This is a genomic window from Pseudomonas sp. s4 (assembly GCF_046764235.1).
Classification (GTDB): domain Bacteria; phylum Pseudomonadota; class Gammaproteobacteria; order Pseudomonadales; family Pseudomonadaceae; genus Aquipseudomonas; species Aquipseudomonas asiatica.
In genome coordinates this window covers 115347-132013 of record NZ_CP177209.1, presented here as the reverse complement: position 1 = coordinate 132013, position 16667 = coordinate 115347, and the positions used below count along the sequence as shown (strand labels likewise).

At 62.2% G+C, this 16667-nt stretch carries 17 protein-coding genes; 6 read left to right on the top strand and 11 right to left on the bottom strand.

Features of this window, described 5'->3' with window-relative positions:
- Position 1 precedes the first annotated feature (1 nt).
- On the bottom strand, positions 2–1129 hold the full coding sequence (gene coxB, locus ACK56M_RS00635) for a cytochrome c oxidase subunit II (RefSeq protein WP_015268462.1): 1128 nt from the start codon (positions 1127–1129) through the stop codon (positions 2–4).
- 369 nt (positions 1130–1498) lie between these two features.
- On the opposite strand from coxB, the gene ACK56M_RS00630 reads away from it, so the two are divergent.
- Complete coding sequence (locus tag ACK56M_RS00630; protein ID WP_100413578.1) at positions 1499–2140, top strand: hypothetical protein; 642 nt, start codon at positions 1499–1501, stop codon at positions 2138–2140.
- A gap of 131 nt (positions 2141–2271) precedes the next feature.
- On the opposite strand, the gene ACK56M_RS00625 is transcribed toward ACK56M_RS00630, so the two are convergent.
- The 6 genes from ACK56M_RS00625 to prlC all read right to left on the bottom strand — a co-directional run bounded on the left by ACK56M_RS00625 (position 2272) and on the right by prlC (position 10759).
- On the bottom strand, positions 2272–3804 hold the full coding sequence (locus ACK56M_RS00625) for a SulP family inorganic anion transporter (RefSeq protein WP_100413579.1): 1533 nt from the start codon (positions 3802–3804) through the stop codon (positions 2272–2274).
- 192 nt (positions 3805–3996) lie between these two features.
- Positions 3997–4716, bottom strand: a complete 720-nt coding sequence (locus tag ACK56M_RS00620) for a carbonic anhydrase (RefSeq protein WP_013970295.1) — start codon at positions 4714–4716, stop codon at positions 3997–3999.
- 422 nt (positions 4717–5138) lie between these two features.
- A complete protein-coding gene (locus ACK56M_RS00615) occupies positions 5139–6197 on the bottom strand; it encodes a PA0069 family radical SAM protein (RefSeq protein ID WP_411959211.1) in 1059 nt (352 codons plus the stop codon).
- Positions 6198–6274: 77 nt separating this feature from the next.
- Entirely contained in the window at positions 6275–8269 is a 1995-nt protein-coding gene (locus ACK56M_RS00610) for a M3 family metallopeptidase (RefSeq protein ID WP_100413580.1), read from the bottom strand.
- Between the two features lie 124 nt (positions 8270–8393).
- On the bottom strand, positions 8394–8675 hold the full coding sequence (locus tag ACK56M_RS00605) for a YheV family putative zinc ribbon protein (protein WP_013970292.1): 282 nt from the start codon (positions 8673–8675) through the stop codon (positions 8394–8396).
- Complete coding sequence (prlC, locus tag ACK56M_RS00600) at positions 8672–10759, bottom strand: oligopeptidase A (protein ID WP_191472038.1); 2088 nt, start codon at positions 10757–10759, stop codon at positions 8672–8674. The genes ACK56M_RS00605 and prlC overlap by 4 nt, the downstream gene beginning before the upstream one ends.
- A gap of 66 nt (positions 10760–10825) precedes the next feature.
- Between prlC and ACK56M_RS00595 the strand changes: the two genes are divergently transcribed.
- Both ACK56M_RS00595 and ACK56M_RS00590 read left to right on the top strand, forming a co-directional pair.
- Positions 10826–11374, top strand: a complete 549-nt coding sequence (locus ACK56M_RS00595) for a gamma carbonic anhydrase family protein (protein ID WP_003261048.1) — start codon at positions 10826–10828, stop codon at positions 11372–11374.
- A 119-nt stretch (positions 11375–11493) separates the two neighbouring features.
- Positions 11494–12144, top strand: coding sequence for an HAD family hydrolase (locus ACK56M_RS00590; protein WP_191472039.1), 651 nt, complete (start codon positions 11494–11496; stop codon positions 12142–12144).
- A gap of 117 nt (positions 12145–12261) precedes the next feature.
- Here the strand turns inward: ACK56M_RS00590 and ACK56M_RS00585 are convergent, their stop codons facing one another.
- Positions 12262–13335, bottom strand: coding sequence for an aminopeptidase (locus ACK56M_RS00585; RefSeq protein ID WP_411959210.1), 1074 nt, complete (start codon positions 13333–13335; stop codon positions 12262–12264).
- Between the two features lie 85 nt (positions 13336–13420).
- Between ACK56M_RS00585 and ACK56M_RS00580 the strand changes: the two genes are divergently transcribed.
- Together ACK56M_RS00580 and ACK56M_RS00575 are read left to right on the top strand one after the other, a co-directional pair.
- Positions 13421–13834, top strand: coding sequence for a hypothetical protein (locus ACK56M_RS00580; RefSeq protein ID WP_015268455.1), 414 nt, complete (start codon positions 13421–13423; stop codon positions 13832–13834).
- Between the two features lie 55 nt (positions 13835–13889).
- Positions 13890–14303 carry a hypothetical protein gene (locus ACK56M_RS00575; RefSeq protein ID WP_013970286.1) on the top strand — a complete coding sequence of 138 codons (414 nt, stop codon included), beginning with the start codon at positions 13890–13892 and terminating at the stop codon, positions 14301–14303.
- A 120-nt stretch (positions 14304–14423) separates the two neighbouring features.
- Here ACK56M_RS00575 and ACK56M_RS00570 read toward each other — a convergent pair whose 3' ends face one another.
- Entirely contained in the window at positions 14424–14657 is a 234-nt protein-coding gene (locus ACK56M_RS00570) for a DUF1161 domain-containing protein (RefSeq protein WP_015268454.1), read from the bottom strand.
- 73 nt (positions 14658–14730) lie between these two features.
- Positions 14731–15156: an OsmC family protein gene (locus tag ACK56M_RS00565; RefSeq protein WP_013970285.1), complete on the bottom strand. Its 426-nt coding sequence runs from the start codon at positions 15154–15156 to the stop codon at positions 14731–14733.
- Positions 15157–15309: 153 nt separating this feature from the next.
- On the opposite strand from ACK56M_RS00565, the gene ACK56M_RS00560 reads away from it, so the two are divergent.
- Complete coding sequence (locus ACK56M_RS00560; RefSeq protein WP_191472040.1) at positions 15310–16314, top strand: LLM class flavin-dependent oxidoreductase; 1005 nt, start codon at positions 15310–15312, stop codon at positions 16312–16314.
- Positions 16315–16412: 98 nt separating this feature from the next.
- Here ACK56M_RS00560 and ACK56M_RS00555 read toward each other — a convergent pair whose 3' ends face one another.
- Entirely contained in the window at positions 16413–16634 is a 222-nt protein-coding gene (locus tag ACK56M_RS00555; protein WP_003261041.1) for a DUF1161 domain-containing protein, read from the bottom strand.
- Positions 16635–16667 lie beyond the last annotated feature (33 nt).

Sequence of the window (16667 nt, the reverse complement as noted above, 5' to 3'; positions counted from 1 at the left end):
TTCATTGCGCTTCTGCCTGCTTCAGCGCCAGCACGTCCTTCGGCGTGACCATGTCACCCTTGTTGTTGCCCCAGGCGTTGCGCTCGTAGGTGACCACGGCGGCGATGTCGACTTCCGAGAGCTGCTTGCCGAACGCGGCCATGGCAGTGCCAGGCTTGCCGTGGAATACGATGCCCAGATGGGCTTCCTTCGGCCCGGTGGCGATCTTCGAGCCCTTGAGCGCAGGGAACATCGGCGGCAGGCCCTGGCCTTCGGCCTGGTGACAGGCCACGCAGGTGGTGTGGTAGACCTTGTCACCACGTTCCACCAGCTCCTCCAGGGTCCATTCCTTGCTGGTCAGTTCCTTGAGCTTGGCAGCTTCAGCCTTGCGCTCGCCCAGCCAGGTGTCGTAGTCGGCCTTGGACTTGACCTCGACCACCACCGGCATGAAACCGTGGTCCTTGCCGCACAGCTCGGTGCATTGGCCGCGGTAGATGCCGGGCTTCTCGATACGGGTCCAGGCTTCGTTGACGAAACCGGGGATGGCATCACGCTTGACCGCGAAGGCCGGCACCCACCAGGAGTGGATGACATCGGCAGCGGTTACCAGGAAGCGCACCTTGGCGCCAACCGGCAGCACCAGCGGCTGGTCGACTTCGAGCAGGTAGTGCTCGTCCTTGGGTGCCTTGTTGTGGATCTGCTCGGTGGGGGTGGCCAGGTTGCTGAAGAACTCCACGTCCTGGCCAAGGTATTTGTAGTGCCACTTCCACTGGTAGCCGGTAACCTGGATATCGATGTCCGACTCGCTGGCATCGTAGATGTCGATCAGGGTCTTGGTGGCCGGGATGGCCATGGCTACCAGGATCAGGAAGGGGACCACGGTCCAGAGGATTTCCACCCAGGTGTGCTCGTGGAAATGCGCAGCCTGCTGGCCGGTGGAACGGCGGTGGATGACCATGGACCAGAACATCGCGCCAAAGACAACGATGCCGATGATCACGCAGATCCAGAAGATGGTCATGTGCAGGTCGAAGACGGCGTTGGAGACTTCCGTCGCGCCTGGGTGCATGTTCACGGTCCAGGCGGCGTTGGCCTGACCAAAAACCGACCACAACAGGAGGCCCATCCAGACATGTGGATGTCGCATCATTGCGGGTTCCCCTTCTCGTTCTTGTAGTCCCGGAGGCGTGGCCTGCGGCAAGAGGGAACGGTGGTCAAGACTACCTGGCTTCGACGACCGAGCCCCTGCTAAAAGCAGTCGGGCCTCATCAACGAATCACGTTCACCGGGAGTATAGACAGCGACCAACGGCACGCAACGAAGCCCGTGAAATGAACTTCATGAAATGGCTGAATGGCCTGAAAACCGCGCGCTTGACACGGCATGGCACAATAGTGGCTTTTCGATATGCCTGAGCATGCACACGTTTGCGCGACTTATAACAAATGCGTCTTAGGTATTCTGTATACCGAGCTAATTTAGTGTCTTCCGTTTGAAACGTAATGTCCCTGGAGTTGTCATGAACATCGCTGCTGTACGCGAGCAGGTAAGCCAAGCCCATCAACACGAAGGCCAGACCGGCCAACTGAAAAAGCGTCTCGAGCTGCAACTGCCCCACCTGCACCCCTCGATCCAACTGCCTGAGCAGGACGCCCAGGGTACTTTGGCGCGCTTCGTCAGCGCCTACATCGACCAGGTTCCGGAACTGCTGGAGGCCGCCCATGAGGTCGCCCGCGAGGCCGGGATCGAATCGCAGATCAAACCTGTACTGAAAATCGCCGAAGCCTACTTCCTGCAGCCGCCCAGCGTGATGCAAGGGCATGTGGGCCTGGACTGCCTGCTGGATGAGGCCTACCTAGCGCACCGCCTGGTGGAAGAGGTGAACGACCTGTACATCCGTCACTTCCAGCAACCGTTGATCCCGGTCGACACCACCGTCGCCAACCTGATTGCCCACCAGTTGATTGGCGAGACGTTTGCCAATCAGCTGGATGAAGTGGTGCACCACTCGGTGGATGAAATGTTGAATGATGAAAGCTTCGCGGTGGAATCGGTGGAAACCTACCGCGAGAAATTGAGCAGCCCGGAAACAGGCGCGGCGTGGAAGCGCTGGCCGTGCCTGTCACGGCAGCTGGGGGTGGAGCTGGGCCAGCCGGCCTGAAGTTCCTGTCCCGGCCTCTTCGCGGGCACGCCCGCTCCCACAGGGAAAGCACATGCCTTGATGACTGTGGATTACCTGTGGGAGCGGGCGTGCCCGCGAAAGGGCCGGCTCATGCAGCAAAGATTCCGGCTCTAGGCCCCAACCCCGGCCGTAGTCCGCATCCGCCCCTCGATCCGCCGCTTCAAGCGCCGCTGCTCGATCAGCAACCGCGACCCATTTGCTGAATTACTGCGGCCCCAATCTTCAAGCAGCTCAAGGCACGAGTGGTCGATATAGCTGAGGTTACCCAACGGCACATGCAGGGTGGTCCCCGCCGGTACGCTATCCAGCACCTGGGTCAGCGCCGGCACCTTGAGGAAGGTAGCCGCGCCACTCAACCGCAGCTCCATGTGTCCAGCCTTTTCCAGGCTGACCAGGTTGATCTTCAATCGCGCCGCCTTCAGTGCCAGCTTCAGCAAGGTCAGGGCAAAGCCCAGCAATACACCGGTCAGCAGGTCGGTAAAGATGATCGCCAGCGCCGTCGCCGCGTAGGTGAACATCGGCATGCGGCCATAGCGGCCCAGCCCACGAAACGCCTTGAAATCCACCAGCTTGACCCCGGTAAACACCAGCACACCCGCCAGGCTAGCCACCGGGATCTGCTGCAGCACGCTGCTCAGCGCCACCACGAACGCCAACAGCCACAGGCCATGGAAGATCGCCGAAGCCCGGGTCTGCGCACCTGCCTGCACGTTGGCCGAGCTACGCACGATCACCCCGGTCATCGGCAACGCACCGAGCACCCCGCACAGCATGTTGCCGATGCCCTGGGCCGACAGCTCACGATCAAAGTCCGAACGCTGGCCGCTGTGCATGCGGTCGACCGCTGCAGCCGACAACAAGGTTTCGGCACTGGCGATGAAGGCCAAGGCAAAAGCGGCGACCAACAAGGTAGGGTCGGCCAGTTGCATCAGGTCACCAGGGCGGATCCAGTCGATAGCCTCGGACAGGTCGGCCGGCACCTGTACGCGGTTCACCGGCAAAGCCAGCCAGATGCTGATGGCCGTCATGGCCGACACACCCAGCAGGGCACCCGGGACGAAGCGCAGCCGCTGCGGTCGCAGCCGCTCCCAGCTCCACATGATGGCGATGGTGCCCAGGCCAAGCGCACCGGCCATCCAACCAGAGCCGGCGCTTTCCAGCGGCAGGGCGGCGGCCACGGTCGCCGGGAACTCCAGCAGGTTCTGCATGCCGGATGGCTGCGGCGCGGTGTCGAACATCACATGCACCTGCGAAAGCACGATCAGCACGCCAATCCCCGCCAACATGCCGTACACCACCGCCGGTGCGGTAACCCGGAACCAGCAGCCCAGGCGCAGGCGCCCGGCCAGTAACTGCAGCAAGCCGGCCAGCAGCAGGATCGGCCCGAGCATGGCCATGCCGTGCTGGCGTACCAGCTCGAATACCAATACCGCCAGACCGGCGGCCGGGCCACTGACCTGCAGCGGCGAACCGGCGAGGAAACCAACGACAATACCGCCGATAATGCCGGTAATCAGGCCTTTGGCCGGCGGCATGCCAGAGGCGATCGCAATGCCCATGCACAACGGCAGTGCCACCAGGAAGACCACCACCGACGCCAGCAACTCACGCGGCAGGGCCGCTTTCAACTGTGTAATGTTCACCGTGTTTCTCCTTTCTTTGTCACACAGCCATTCCCCTGGCCGTGGGCACGTTTGCCCCTGACGAGCGCGCAGGCGCGGGCCGCCAGCGGGCGTGCCGGCAAGGCAGTCAGGGAATTCAAGGCAGCCGAAGGCCGTGCCACACCCCTACGGGGTGCAGCCGGCTATCAAGGTTCCAGCGGGTGGATGGGTCGCTTAGTAGCGGCCTCTCGGAGTAGCGCAGGGGACCGGCTCGCCAGCAGCCAAGGGCAGGAAGGTATCGCTGGCAGCGTCGTAGGCTTCGATCTTGCTGGTCTCGATGTCGTAGACCCAGCCATGGATGTACAGCTCACCGGCTGCCAGGCGCGAAGCCACCGAAGGGTGGGTGCGCAGGTGATGCAGCTGGGCGATGACGTTTTCCTTGGTCAGCACCTGCATGGTTTCGTGTTCGCTGCCGCACGAGCAGTTGTTCTCGACCACGGTGCGGGCCACTTCGGCGTGGCGCAACCAGGCGGACACGGTCGGCATCTTGGTCAGCGACTGCGGGTTGAGTACGGCACGCATGGCGCCGCAGTCGGAGTGGCCGCAGACGATGATGTGATGCACTTTCAACGCCAGTACGGCGTATTCGATGGCGCTGGAAACGCCGCCGTTCATCTGGCCATACGGCGGTACCACGTTACCGACGTTACGGGTCACGAACAGGTCGCCAGGTGAACTCTGGGTGATCAGCTCGGGAACGATGCGCGAGTCGGCGCAGGTGATGAACATGGCTCGCGGGGTTTGCGCGGTGGCGAGCTTCTTGAACAGCTCTTGCTGCTCGGGGAAAACGTCATGGTGAAAACGCAGGAAGCCGTCGACGATGTGCTTCAGGGCGGCATCGGCGCTCTCCGCGGGGACCTGCGGTACGACCTTGGATGGGTCCTTGACGGGCATGATTCATCCTCTTGACGGTGTGTAGGTAAATCCATTTTACCGGTGAAAGATTCTGGCTATGCAGGGATTTAGATGACACGCACGGGCCATAGATCACAGTCGGTGAAGACTGATTTCCTACGCTAGCGGGGAAAACTTAACTGAAACTTAATTCGAAGGCTCTAGAACGGGTGTTCCAGATAGGAAAGGCGGGTATTGGATAATAGCAAAAAAACATCAACTGCCAAGAGCCATTACTGCAATTATCAACTTTAATTAGTTGCATTGAGGGCTGGCAATGCGCCACATGCGGGCACCCGGAACCTGCGCAGAACCTGTGGGAGTGGGCGTGCCCGCGAAGGAGGCAACTCGGTACATGGCACCGGCTGTGCCGGTGTTCGCGGGCGCGCCCGCTCCCACAAAGACCGTACTCTGCTCAAGCATCAGAACAACGCCATCTGCCCACCCGGCGGGCAAAACGCCGAACAATCCAGCGCCTGCGCTTCTCGCCCTTCGAACTCCAGCCGATTCATGGCCTTGGCAAAACGCTGCGCCAGCAATTCGGCAAACACGCCTTCACCGCGCATGCGCGCACCAAAGCGGCTGTCATACAGTTCGCCGCCGCGGCTCTGGCGGATCAGGCTCAATACATGTGCCGCCCGCTGCGGGTAATGGTCCTGCAGCCATTGCTCGAACAACGGTGCCACTTCCAGCGGCAGGCGCAACATCATGTAGGCTGCGCTCTGTGCACCTGCCTCCCTCGCCGCCTCCAGCAGCCGTTCCAGTTCACTGTCGTTGATCATCGGAATAATCGGCGAACACAACACGCCCACCGGCACTCCCGCCTCGCGCAACTCGCGGATCGCCCGCAAGCGCGCCTTGGGTGACGCCGCACGCGGTTCCAGCACCCGTTTCAAGTCATCGTCCAGCGTGGTCAGGCTGATCATCACCCGCACCAGGCGCTGGCGAGCCATCTCGGCCAGCAGGTCGAGGTCGCGCAGCACCAGCGACCCCTTGGTGACGATGGTCACCGGGTGGCGAAAACGCAGCAGCACTTCGAGCAGGCGCCGGGTCAGCAGTTGTTCACGTTCGATCGGCTGGTACGGGTCGGTATTGGAACCCAGGTTGATCGGCGCGCACACGTAACCCGGTTTGCTCAATTGTTGCGCAAGCACCTCGGCGGCGTTGGTCTTGGCAATCAGCTTTGTCTCGAAATCCAGGCCGGGGGAAAGGTCCCAGTAAGCGTGGGAAGGGCGGGCATAGCAGTAGATGCAACCGTGCTCGCAGCCACGGTATGGGTTGATGGAACGGTCGAAGGGCAGGTCGGGCGAGGTATTGCGACTGATCACCGATTTGGCCGTCTCTACCCGTACCTCGGTGCCCTGGGTTTGCGGCACCTCCTGATACCAGCCGTCATCCTCCGCCACCGAATGGCTGGGGGCAAAGCGGTTGTGCGGATTGTGCGCCGTGCCACGGCCCTTTTGCGGTGCTGGAGGAATCATGGCCTACCCCGAATACTGTATTCATGTACAGTATCGCGCATGCCTGATTCTTTCCAGCACCTCCGGTCAGCCCACTCTCACTTCAGGCCATGCCAACGCAGGAAGGGCAGTTGGCTTGACTGCCGGCCGAGAAACGCCTCAATGCCGTCACGTAAAGGTCGCGATGCCCCAGGGGCAAGCAATGTTTCCTGCAGCGCCCGGCCTGTGGCCCGGTCCAGCAGGCCTTGGGCCTCGAAGCGGGTGAACAGGTCGAATGCGTGCACGTCCGACCACAGATAGGCGTAATAACCGGCATCGTAGCCGTTTACCAGATGGTCGAAGGCATGCGCCGGGTGCTCGAAATCGGCCAAGGGCCAGTAGCCACAACGCTCACGGGCATCGCCCAGGCGCTGCTCGAGGGACCGGCCATCGTTCGGCGTGCCATGCAGGTCCAGATCGAACAGCGCCATGCTCAGGTCGCGCGCGGTTTCCTCCACACCTTGCTGCCGCAAGCGGCGCAGGCATTCATCGACCCGGGCCCGGGAAAGCTTGCTGCCATCCTGAAGTGGCGAAGAGATCGCCACCAGGTAATCCGCGTCCCAGACCCAGCGCTCAAACAGCTTGCCGAACAGTTCCACGCCATCGGTACCGAGTTCGGTGACGTTGGACATCACGTGGTTGGTCGTGCGCACCAGCAAATGGTGCAAGGCATGGCCAAACTCATGGAACAGCTTGCGCAGTGACAGATGGTCCAGCAACGGCTGACTACCCGGCAGCGCTGCAGGCACGTCGCTGTAGACCACCACCGAGGCCGCCTGGAAGATGCCCTCGGCATCGACCCGACGATTGCGAATGTAGGTGGTGAACACCGAGTCAGGTTGCTTGCCAGCATGCTGTACGGCGTCCAAGTACAGGAAACCGATCAAGGCGTTGTCCTGCCACACCTCAAACGGTTGCACGCTTTCATCCCAGGTTGCCAGCGGCTTGGCCAGCAGCGTTACGCCAAACAGTTTTTCCGCCAACTGCTGCAATGCGCTGACCACGGCATTCAGAGGGAAGTGTTCGCGCAAGGCTTCGGTGGAAAGCACCTCGCGCGACGAGGCCTGCAGATAGGCAATGTCCCAGGGCTGGACATTCCCCAGACCTCTGGCTGCGGCCTGATGCTGCATATCTGCACGCCACTGCAGCACGGCCGGCCGCACATGGTCGGCAAGGTCATGAAGAAAGCCGCGCACCTGGGCAACCGAACCCGCGCTCTTCGAATGCAGGCTCTGCTCCAGATGGCTGGCAAAACCGAGCAAGTGGGCCTTTTCTTCCAGCAGCCTCGCCAGTTGCTCCAGGTGCGAGCGATTATCCTGCTGTTGGCCAAGGCCGACGCCTCGGGTGTTGTAAGCCCGGTATACGTGCTCACGCAGCTGCCGGTTGTCGGCATGCTTGAGCACGGCGTCGGTAGTCACGCTTTCACATGCAATCAACCAACCCGGCTCAACCGCCTCCTGTGCCCTGCTAGCCAGCTCGTCACGGATGCGTTGAGGTACACCGCTCAGTTCGGACTCATCCGTAATGCTCAGCCCTGGCCGGTTGATGTTGCTGCGAAACGCCTCGCGCGCAGCGCCAATCCGTTTCAGCAGTTCGGCCAGGCGTACCTTGCCTGCGGGGTCGAGCGATGCACCACTGGAGGTGAACTTGTGCAGATGCCAGCGCAGCGTGGCGCGTTTCTGGGCATCCAGCTGCTTGCCGATGTCGCTGTTGGCCAAGCGCTCATACAGGGCCTGCAGTGCTGAATTGGCGAATTTCTGTTCGAACCGCTCCGTGGCCTTGGCGAAGAAGTCGAAGATGGCACCGGCCCAGGCTTGATCCCGACCAACCAATGGCGAGGCGGCATACAACACCGTCAGCAGTTGACTATCCAGCCCGTCCACCGCCAGCACCATGTCATCCCAGGTTGGCAGTGCCTGCTGTTCGCGAATGATGCGCTCGATGCCTTGCTCGTGCGCCAACAGCACGTGGTCGAAGGCAAACTGCATGTTTTGAAGCGTGATCGAAGGATAATCGACGGGGATACGGCTATTTTGCAGAAGGGGGTTGTCCATGGTGCAACACCTTGCTCGTAGAGAAGAGCAGGCGAGCTTGCATGGCCAGCGTGCAGCAGGTGGCCTGACTATCTACCACCCGGGGCATGCCCGCCCGGGCACGAACCCGGGCGGCACGACGGCTTTATTCAGCCGGTTTCTTCAGCTTCGGGTTGGGGAAGAACTGCACCGTCTGTACCTTGGCCGGCGCGGCTTTCGGCTCCAGATGGTTGACCCGGGTGCCGAGCTCCTTCGGCACCGACAAGCCCTGCTCGTTGAGGGTGTCAGTAAAGCCGCAGGCCACGCACTCGCGGTGCGGTACGCCGTCTTCGTTCCACATCATCAGCTTGTCGGTCTCGCTGCACGCCGGGCATACCGCCCCGGCAATGAAGCGTTTCTTGGTCTTGTTCACGGCTACCTCGCTCATGCTGCAGCGTCCTCGCTCAGGCCACTATGGCGCAGCAAGGCATCGATGGAAGGCTCACGGCCACGGAAGTCGACGAACAGCTCCATCGGCTCGCGCGAACCACCACGTGCCAGGATCGCCTCGCGGAAGGCTCGGCCGGTTTCGGCATTCAGCACGCCTTCTTCCTCAAAGCGCGAGAAGGCGTCTGCCGACAGCACCTCGGCCCACTTGTAGCTGTAGTAGCCCGCCGCATAACCACCAGCAAAGATGTGCGCAAAGCTGTTGGGGAAGCGGTTGTACGCCGGTGGGCGCATGACAGACACCTCGTCGCGCACGCCTTCGAGCACCTGCAGCACGCTGCGGCCGTCACCATGGGTTGCATGCAGCTCGAAGTCGAACAGCGAGAACTCCAACTGGCGCACCATCATCATGCCCGACTGGAAGTTCTTTGCCGCCAGCATCTTGTCCAGCAGGTCCTGGGGCAGGGGGGCGCCGGTTTCGTAGTGGGCGGAGATCAGTGCAAGGCCTTCCGGCTCCCAGCACCAGTTTTCCATGAACTGGCTCGGCAGTTCGACCGCGTCCCAGGCCACGCCGTTGATGCCGGATACACCGGGATGCTCGATGCGGGTCAGCATGTGGTGCAGACCGTGGCCGAACTCGTGGAACAAGGTGGTGACTTCATCGTGGGTCAAAAGCGCCGGCTTGCCGGGCGCGGCCGGGGTGAAGTTGCACACCAGGTTGGCCACGGGGCTCTGCAACTGGCCAGCGGCTGTGCGGCGACGGTCACGCGCGCCATCCATCCAGGCGCCGCCACGCTTGTTGGCGCGCGCGTAGAGGTCGAAGAAGAAGCGGCCGACGTGCTGGCCGTTTTCCTTGATCTCGAACAGGCGCACATCCGGGTGCCAGCTGTCGAAGCCCTTGAGCTCGGCAATCTCGATACCGTAAAGGCGCTGCACGATGCTGAACAGGCCACCCAGCACCTTGTCGATCGGGAAGTAGGCGCGCAGGGCCTCCTGCGACACGCTGTAGCGCTGCTCGCGCAGCTTCTCGCCGAAGTACCCGGCGTCCCAGCTGGCCAGCTCAGGGCAGCCCTGCTCGGCGGCATAAGCCTTGAGCTGCTCCAGGTCCTGGGCGGCGAACGGCTTGGACCGCTTGGCCAGGTCACGCAGGAAGCTCAGCACCTGGTCACTGGACTCGGCCATCTTGGTGGCCAGGCTAAGCTCCGCGTAGTTCTTGTAGCCCAGCAGTTCGGCCAGCTCCTGGCGCAGGTCAAGGATTTCCTGCATCACCGGGCCGTTGTCGAACTGGCCGGCATTCGGGCCCTGGTCCGAGGCGCGGGTGCAGTAGGCCGCGTATAGCTCTTCGCGCAGGGCGCGGTCGCTGGCGTAGGTCATCACCGCGTAGTAGCTGGGGAATTCCAGGGTGATCAGCCAGCCGTCGAGGCCCTTGGCCTGGGCGGCCGCGGCCATCTGCGCCTTGGCCGAATCGGTCAGGCCGGCCAGCGCGGCTTCGTCGGTAACATGCTTGGTCCAGGCCTGTGTGGCGTCGAGCAGCTGGTTGGAGAAACGGCTGCCCAGCTCGCTGAGCTTGCTCTGCACTTCGGCGTAGCGCTGCTGTTTATCCGCCGGCAGGTCGATACCCGACAGGCGGAAGTCCCGCAGGGCGTGCTCGAGGATAGTCTTTTGCGCCACATCGAAGCCGGCGGCTTCGGGGCTGTCGATCAGCGCCTGGTAGGCTTCGAACAGCGCACGGTTCTGGCCCAGTTCGGTAGAGTAGGCGCTAAGCGCCGGCAGGCAAGACTCGTAGGCTTCGCGCAGCTCAGCGCTGTTGCACACCGCATTGAGGTGGCTGACCGGGCTCCAGGCGGCGCCCAGGCGGTCATTCAGTTCGTCAATGGCCAGCACCAGGCCAGCCCAGGTAGGGTTCTTGCCCTGCTTTTCGAGGATCTCGGCAATGGCTTTACGGTTGTCGGCCAGGATCGCTTCGATCGCCGGCAACACGTGTTCGGCACGGATTTGCGAGAAGGGCGGCAGATCGTAGGACTGCAGAAGCGGGTTGTTCGCACTCACGGTTTGGATACCTTGGCAGAAGAAACACTGCCCCATCTTAATTACAATCGACGCCGACCGCAGCAGGCAGCCTGCCTATCGGCACAGATGAGAGACGCTATCATGGCCATCCGAAGCTTCCAGCAACACACTCCGAAAGTTGGGCCCAGGGCCTTCGTCGACCGATCGGCGGTAGTGCTGGGCGACGTGGAAATCGGTGAAGACAGCTCCGTATGGCCTTTGACTGTGATACGCGGCGACATGCACCGCATCCGCATCGGCGCGCGTACCAGCGTGCAGGATGGCAGCGTGCTGCACATTACCCATGCCGGCCCGTTCAACCCGGACGGCTTCCCGCTGATCATCGGTGACGAAGTGACCATCGGCCACAAGGTCATGTTGCATGGCTGCACCCTGGGCAACCGCATCCTGGTCGGCATGGGCAGCACCATCATGGACGGCGCCATTGTCGAGGACGAAGTGATCATCGGCGCCGGCAGCCTGGTACCGCCGGGCAAGCGCCTGGTCAGTGGCTACCTGTACATGGGCAGCCCGGTGAAGCAAGCCCGGCTGCTGAACGACCAGGAACACGCGTTCTTCGCCTACAGCGCCAGTAACTACGTGAAGCTCAAGGACCAGCACCTGGCCGAAGGCTACGACCAACCGGAATAACCCCTTCGCGGGCGCGCCCGCTCCCACAGGTCTAGCGAAGCCTTCAAGGCCAGTGCCGTACCTGTGGGAGCGGGCAAGCCCGCGAAGAAGGCCACGCAGCACTCAAGTGGAACCCGCAAATGCACCAGCAAAACATCCTCTTCGACCTCGACGGCACCCTGACCGACCCACGCCAGGGCATCACCCGCTCGATCCAGTATGCCCTGGCCAAACTGGGCATCGACGAGCCGGACCTGACCCGCCTCGAGCACTTCATCGGCCCACCCCTGCTGCAGGCCTTCATGCAGTTCTACAGCTTCGACGAAGCCAAGGCATGGGAGGCGGTGAACTTCTATCGGGAACGCTTCAGCGTCACCGGCCTGTACGAAAATCTGGTGTTCGAAGGTGTGCCGGAGATGCTCGAGGCCCTGAACGGGCAGGGTCGCACGCTGTACATCGCCACCTCCAAGCCGTGGGAGTTCGCCCGTGAAATCGCCCGGCACTTCGCCTTCGACCACCACTTCAAGGTGATCTACGGCAGTGAACTGGATGGCACGCGCACCAACAAGGTCGAGTTGATTCGTCACCTGCTTGAGGAAGAAGGGCTGGACCCGGCGCAGACGCTGATGATCGGCGACCGCAAGCATGACCTGATCGGTGCGCGCAGCAATGGCTTGCAGGCGGTGGCGGTGGGGTACGGGTTTGGTAGCCAGGAAGAGTTGATGGCCGAAGAGCCGGCCTACCACTTTGCTACCTTGGCCGAGATGCATCAGGCGTTCCTCAAGGCTTGATGGCCCTGGGGGCTGCTTTGCAGCCCATCGCGACACAAGGCCGCTCCTACAGGCGATCGCGTACCTTCTGTAGGAGCGGCCTTGCGTCGCGCTGGGCCGCAAGGCGGCCCCAAAATCTCACCGGCTAACCATCAACCGCCGTAAGGCCGCCTTCCTCTCATCGATCGGCAACCGCCCCAATTGCTCGACCCGGTGATAAAAACGCTGCCAATCCCCGTCAACCTCACGGAACACCGCCGCAAACGCCGGTACCCACTGGTCATACAGCCCGAACGGCAGCAGCTTGGCATTGCTCATCGGCCCATACATCCAGGCGTCATAGCGCTTGTCACCACCCCACTGGGTATCACGCACTTGCCGGTATTCCCGCCTAAGCCGCTCGAACTCCGCCTGCTTGGCCGTCCGCTTCTGCGCATCATCCAGAGGCCCGGCATAAATCGCCTGCAACCGCTCGCGGCTGGCCAGCACCAACCGGATGAACTGCTCACGCTGCTGCCCCTGCTCCCCGCCAGAGGCAGCCAGGCCCCGCGCCACGCGCCATTGCCGCGTGCCTTCCTGCTCGACGAATGAGGCAAACGACTCGTTGAACTCGGTGTCGTCCTGCACATAGAAGCGCTGGTGGGCCAGCTCATGGAAGATCAGCGTGGCCAGGCGCTCGTCGCTCCAACCCACCATCGACGACAGAATCGGGTCGTCGAACCAGCCCAGGGTCGAATAGGCCTCCACGCCGCCCACGTATACATCCATGCCGTCCTGGCGCATCAACGCCGCCGCCCCACGCGCCGCGCCTTGCTGGTAATAGCCGCGATAGGCCACACACCCTGCGATCGGGAAGCAGTGCGTCACTGGCTGCAACGACAACTCGGGGGTAGCGAACACATTCCACACCACATAGGGCCTGCCAATGTCGGCATACACCCGGTAGCTGCGATTGTCCGGCAGCTTCAGCTGCTGGCTGGCAAATACCCGCGCCTGCCTGGCGTGTTCCAGGCGCGCGCGCAATTGCGCTGAAGTGGCCGGGTTGGCCACTACCTGATCCACTGGCTGCCGTGCGCGTAGCAGCTGCCACTGGCCCTCGGCCAACTGCCCATAGTAGGCGGCGCTGCTGCAACCGTTCAGCAGGAGCACCGCCAGCAGGGGAACCAAACGGGTGAAAACAAGGTCGAGTGGCCCAGGGCCTGAGCGCTGCATAAGAATAAGTCGAAGCATCCGGGACTGTCTGACTCGCTCAAGGCCGATTCACTCCAAGACTATCTCGCCAAGGGGGAGTTTCGCCATGCGTGCACTGTTGGTCACCGGCTCACTGCTGCTGATATCCGCCTGTTCGACCTTGCCAGACCCGGACCCGAACCAGGCCTGGATCGACCTCACGCCCTACGACAACACCTCGCTGCACGCCGTGCAGGTAGATGAACGCGACTGGGCCGACAGCCGTTATTTCGAAGTACAGCCCGGCAGCCACGAGCTGACCGTGCGCTACCAGTTTCCGGTTACCCCCAGCAATATCGGCCCGGTCGAGGAGCCGTTGTGGCGGGATTGCCAGGTCAAACTGACCTTCAAGGATTTCAGTGCCGGCCAGCGCTACCAGCTGCAGGCTGGCAGCATCGGTTTCCGCCCCTGGATCAAACTCTACGACCATCAGCAAAAACTGGTTGGCCAGGGCTTGCCTGCAGGCTGCCAGCGCACCTGAAACGCACAAACGGCGCTATGCTTGTAGCCTATGAATCGCAAGTGGGAGTCTTGCCATGCGCCAGCCCATGATGCTGATCGCCCTCAGTGCACTGGGGGCATGCGCCAGCCCCTTGCCGCCCGTCGACCCCAAGCAGGCCTGGGTCGACCTGTATACCATGACTCCCGGCAGGGTGATCATGGCCGACCGCCTCGACGGCAAGCGCCTGGAAGATGGCCGTTACTTCCAGGTGACGCCGGGCAAGCACGAACTGGTAGTGCGCTTCGATTACGAGATATATGGGGGCGGCCTCATGACCCAGCCCCGGGATCGTACCTGTTACCTGACTGTTCGCTTTGACAACTTCAAGGCCGGTGAACGCTATCGCCTGGAGGCACGGGCGCCGGTGATGGAACCGCAGGTGCTGCTGTATGACGGCAGCCGCAAGGTGGTGGTGAACGAGCCTAGCGAGGTGTTCTGCATTCCTTGACCTGGGGCTGCTTTGCAGCCCATTCGCAGCACAAGGCTGCTCCTACAGGAGATACGCGATCCCTGTAGGAGCGGCCTTGTGTCGCGATAGGGCCGCAAAGCGGCCCCCAAAATTCTGAACCTACCGATCATTCTTCTGATAAATGATCTTCTTGGTCCCGCCATCGCAGGTCCCGACGACCATGTTCTGGTCCTTGACCTCGCTGTTGGGCACGATCTCCAGGGTATAGGACGAAACCCCCTGGGCCTGGATCTTGGCCTCGATCTCGGCTTTGAGTTCCTCGCACGGCTTGACCGCCGCCACTGCAGATGTGGCGACCAGGGAAGCCAACACGGCGATTGCTACGCGAATCATGAAACGGCTCCTGAAAGGGCAGCGTGCTGCCGACGCTGTTTAGACTACAGCAAACCGCCCTCATTGCACTGCTTCAACCCACCAGCGCCGCATCCAGGCTGATCTTCGCGTTCAACACCTTGGACACCGGGCACCCAGCCTTGGCCTTGTCGGCGATCTGCAAGAACTGCGCTTCACTTGCACCGGGTACCTTGGCCCTCAGTACCAGATGCACCGCGGTAATGGCAAAGCCATCAGCTTGCTTGTCGAGTGTCACTTCGGCAGCGGTGTCGATCCTGTCCGGAGTGAACCCCGCTTCGCCCAGCATCATAGACAGCGCCATCGAGAAACAGCCGGCATGCGCCGCGCCAATCAGCTCCTCCGGGTTGGTCCCGGGCGAGCCCTCGAAACGGGTGTTGAAGCCGTAGGGGTTCTGCTTGAGCGCGCCACTTTCGGTAGAAAGCAGGCCTTTGCCGTCCTTCAGGCCACCTTGCCAGATCGCCGATGCTGTCTTTTTCATGATGCCTCCTGGTCTCGGGTTACATGCTTATGGCTTCAGAGGTCAGCCGCCTACGGCAAGTTCAGAGCAATCGCACGGCAAGCATTGAATCCGTCGAATGTGCCCATACAGAGTTGAAAAGGCCTGTGGGCCAAACACCTTTGCGGAGGCTCCATGACGCAGCTGCGTGACCTGAAGATTTCCACCCTCGACCTGGTGCCGGTACGCGCCGACGCCGGCCCGGCGCAGTCGCTGCGCAACTCGCTGGACCTGGCGCAGCACGTCGAGCGCTTTGGCTACAACCGCTTCTGGGTAGCCGAGCACCACAACATGGACGGCATCGCCAGCTCGGCGACTTCGGTGCTGATCGGCTACCTGGCCGGGGGCACCTCGAGCATTCGCGTGGGCTCTGGCGGGGTCATGCTGCCCAATCATGCGCCGCTGGTGATCGCCGAGCAGTTCGGCACCCTGGCCAGCCTGTACCCGGGGCGCATCGACCTGGGGTTGGGCCGCGCACCGGGTTCCGACCAGATGACCGCCTACGCCCTGCGCCGCGACCGCGCCGGCGGCCCGGATGACTTCCCGGACGATGTCGAGGAACTGTCACGCTACCTCGGCCCGCGTACCGATGATCAAAAAGTGATCGCCGTGCCAGGGCACGATACCGAGGTGCCGATTTGGCTCCTCGGCTCCAGCCTGTTCAGCGCTCAACTGGCCGGCATGCGCGGCATGCCCTACGCCTTCGCCTCGCACTTTGCGCCGCGCTACATGCACGAGGCGATCCGCGTGTACCGCAACCACTTCAAGCCCTCGACCACATTGGACAAGCCGTATGTGATGTTGGGCATCCCCATGGTGGTGGCGGAAACCGACGAAAAGGCCGAGTACTTGGCCACTTCGGTGTACCAGCGCATCCTCGCGCTGATTCGCGGGCAGAGCCTGATGCAGAAGCCGCCTGTGGAAAGCATGGATGGGCTGTGGCTGCCCCATGAACGGGACGCGGTGGGTAGCTTCCTCGGCCTGGCGATGATTGGCAGCCCGCAGAAGGTGCGGGCCAAGGTGGAAGTGCTGCTGGAGCAGACCGGGGCAGATGAGCTGATCTTCACCTGTGATTTGTATGAGCATGCGGACCGGATTCGGTCCTATGAACTGATGGCGCAGGCTCTCAAGACCGCGTGATCTTCTTCGCAGGCTTGCCCGCTCCCACAGGTACAGCGTCGCTCTCAGGCCTGTGATATGCCTGTGGGAGCGGGCGAGCCCGCGAAGAGGCCAGCATATTAGCCGCGGCGGTACACAATCTCCTTGGTACCAGCCTCGCAGCTGCCAATCACCTTGCCGGCCGGGTCGCCCTTGTCGACGATCTCCAGCTTGTAGCCGGTGACCCCCTTGGCATCCAGCTTGGCCGCAATCTCTGCCTTGAGCTCCTCGCACGGCTTGCCCGCCGCCAGCGCACCACCGGCCAGCGTCATCAGGCCCAGCGCCAGAATCAGTTTGTTCATCACTCGCTTTCCTTGTGCAGATGAAATCAGAAA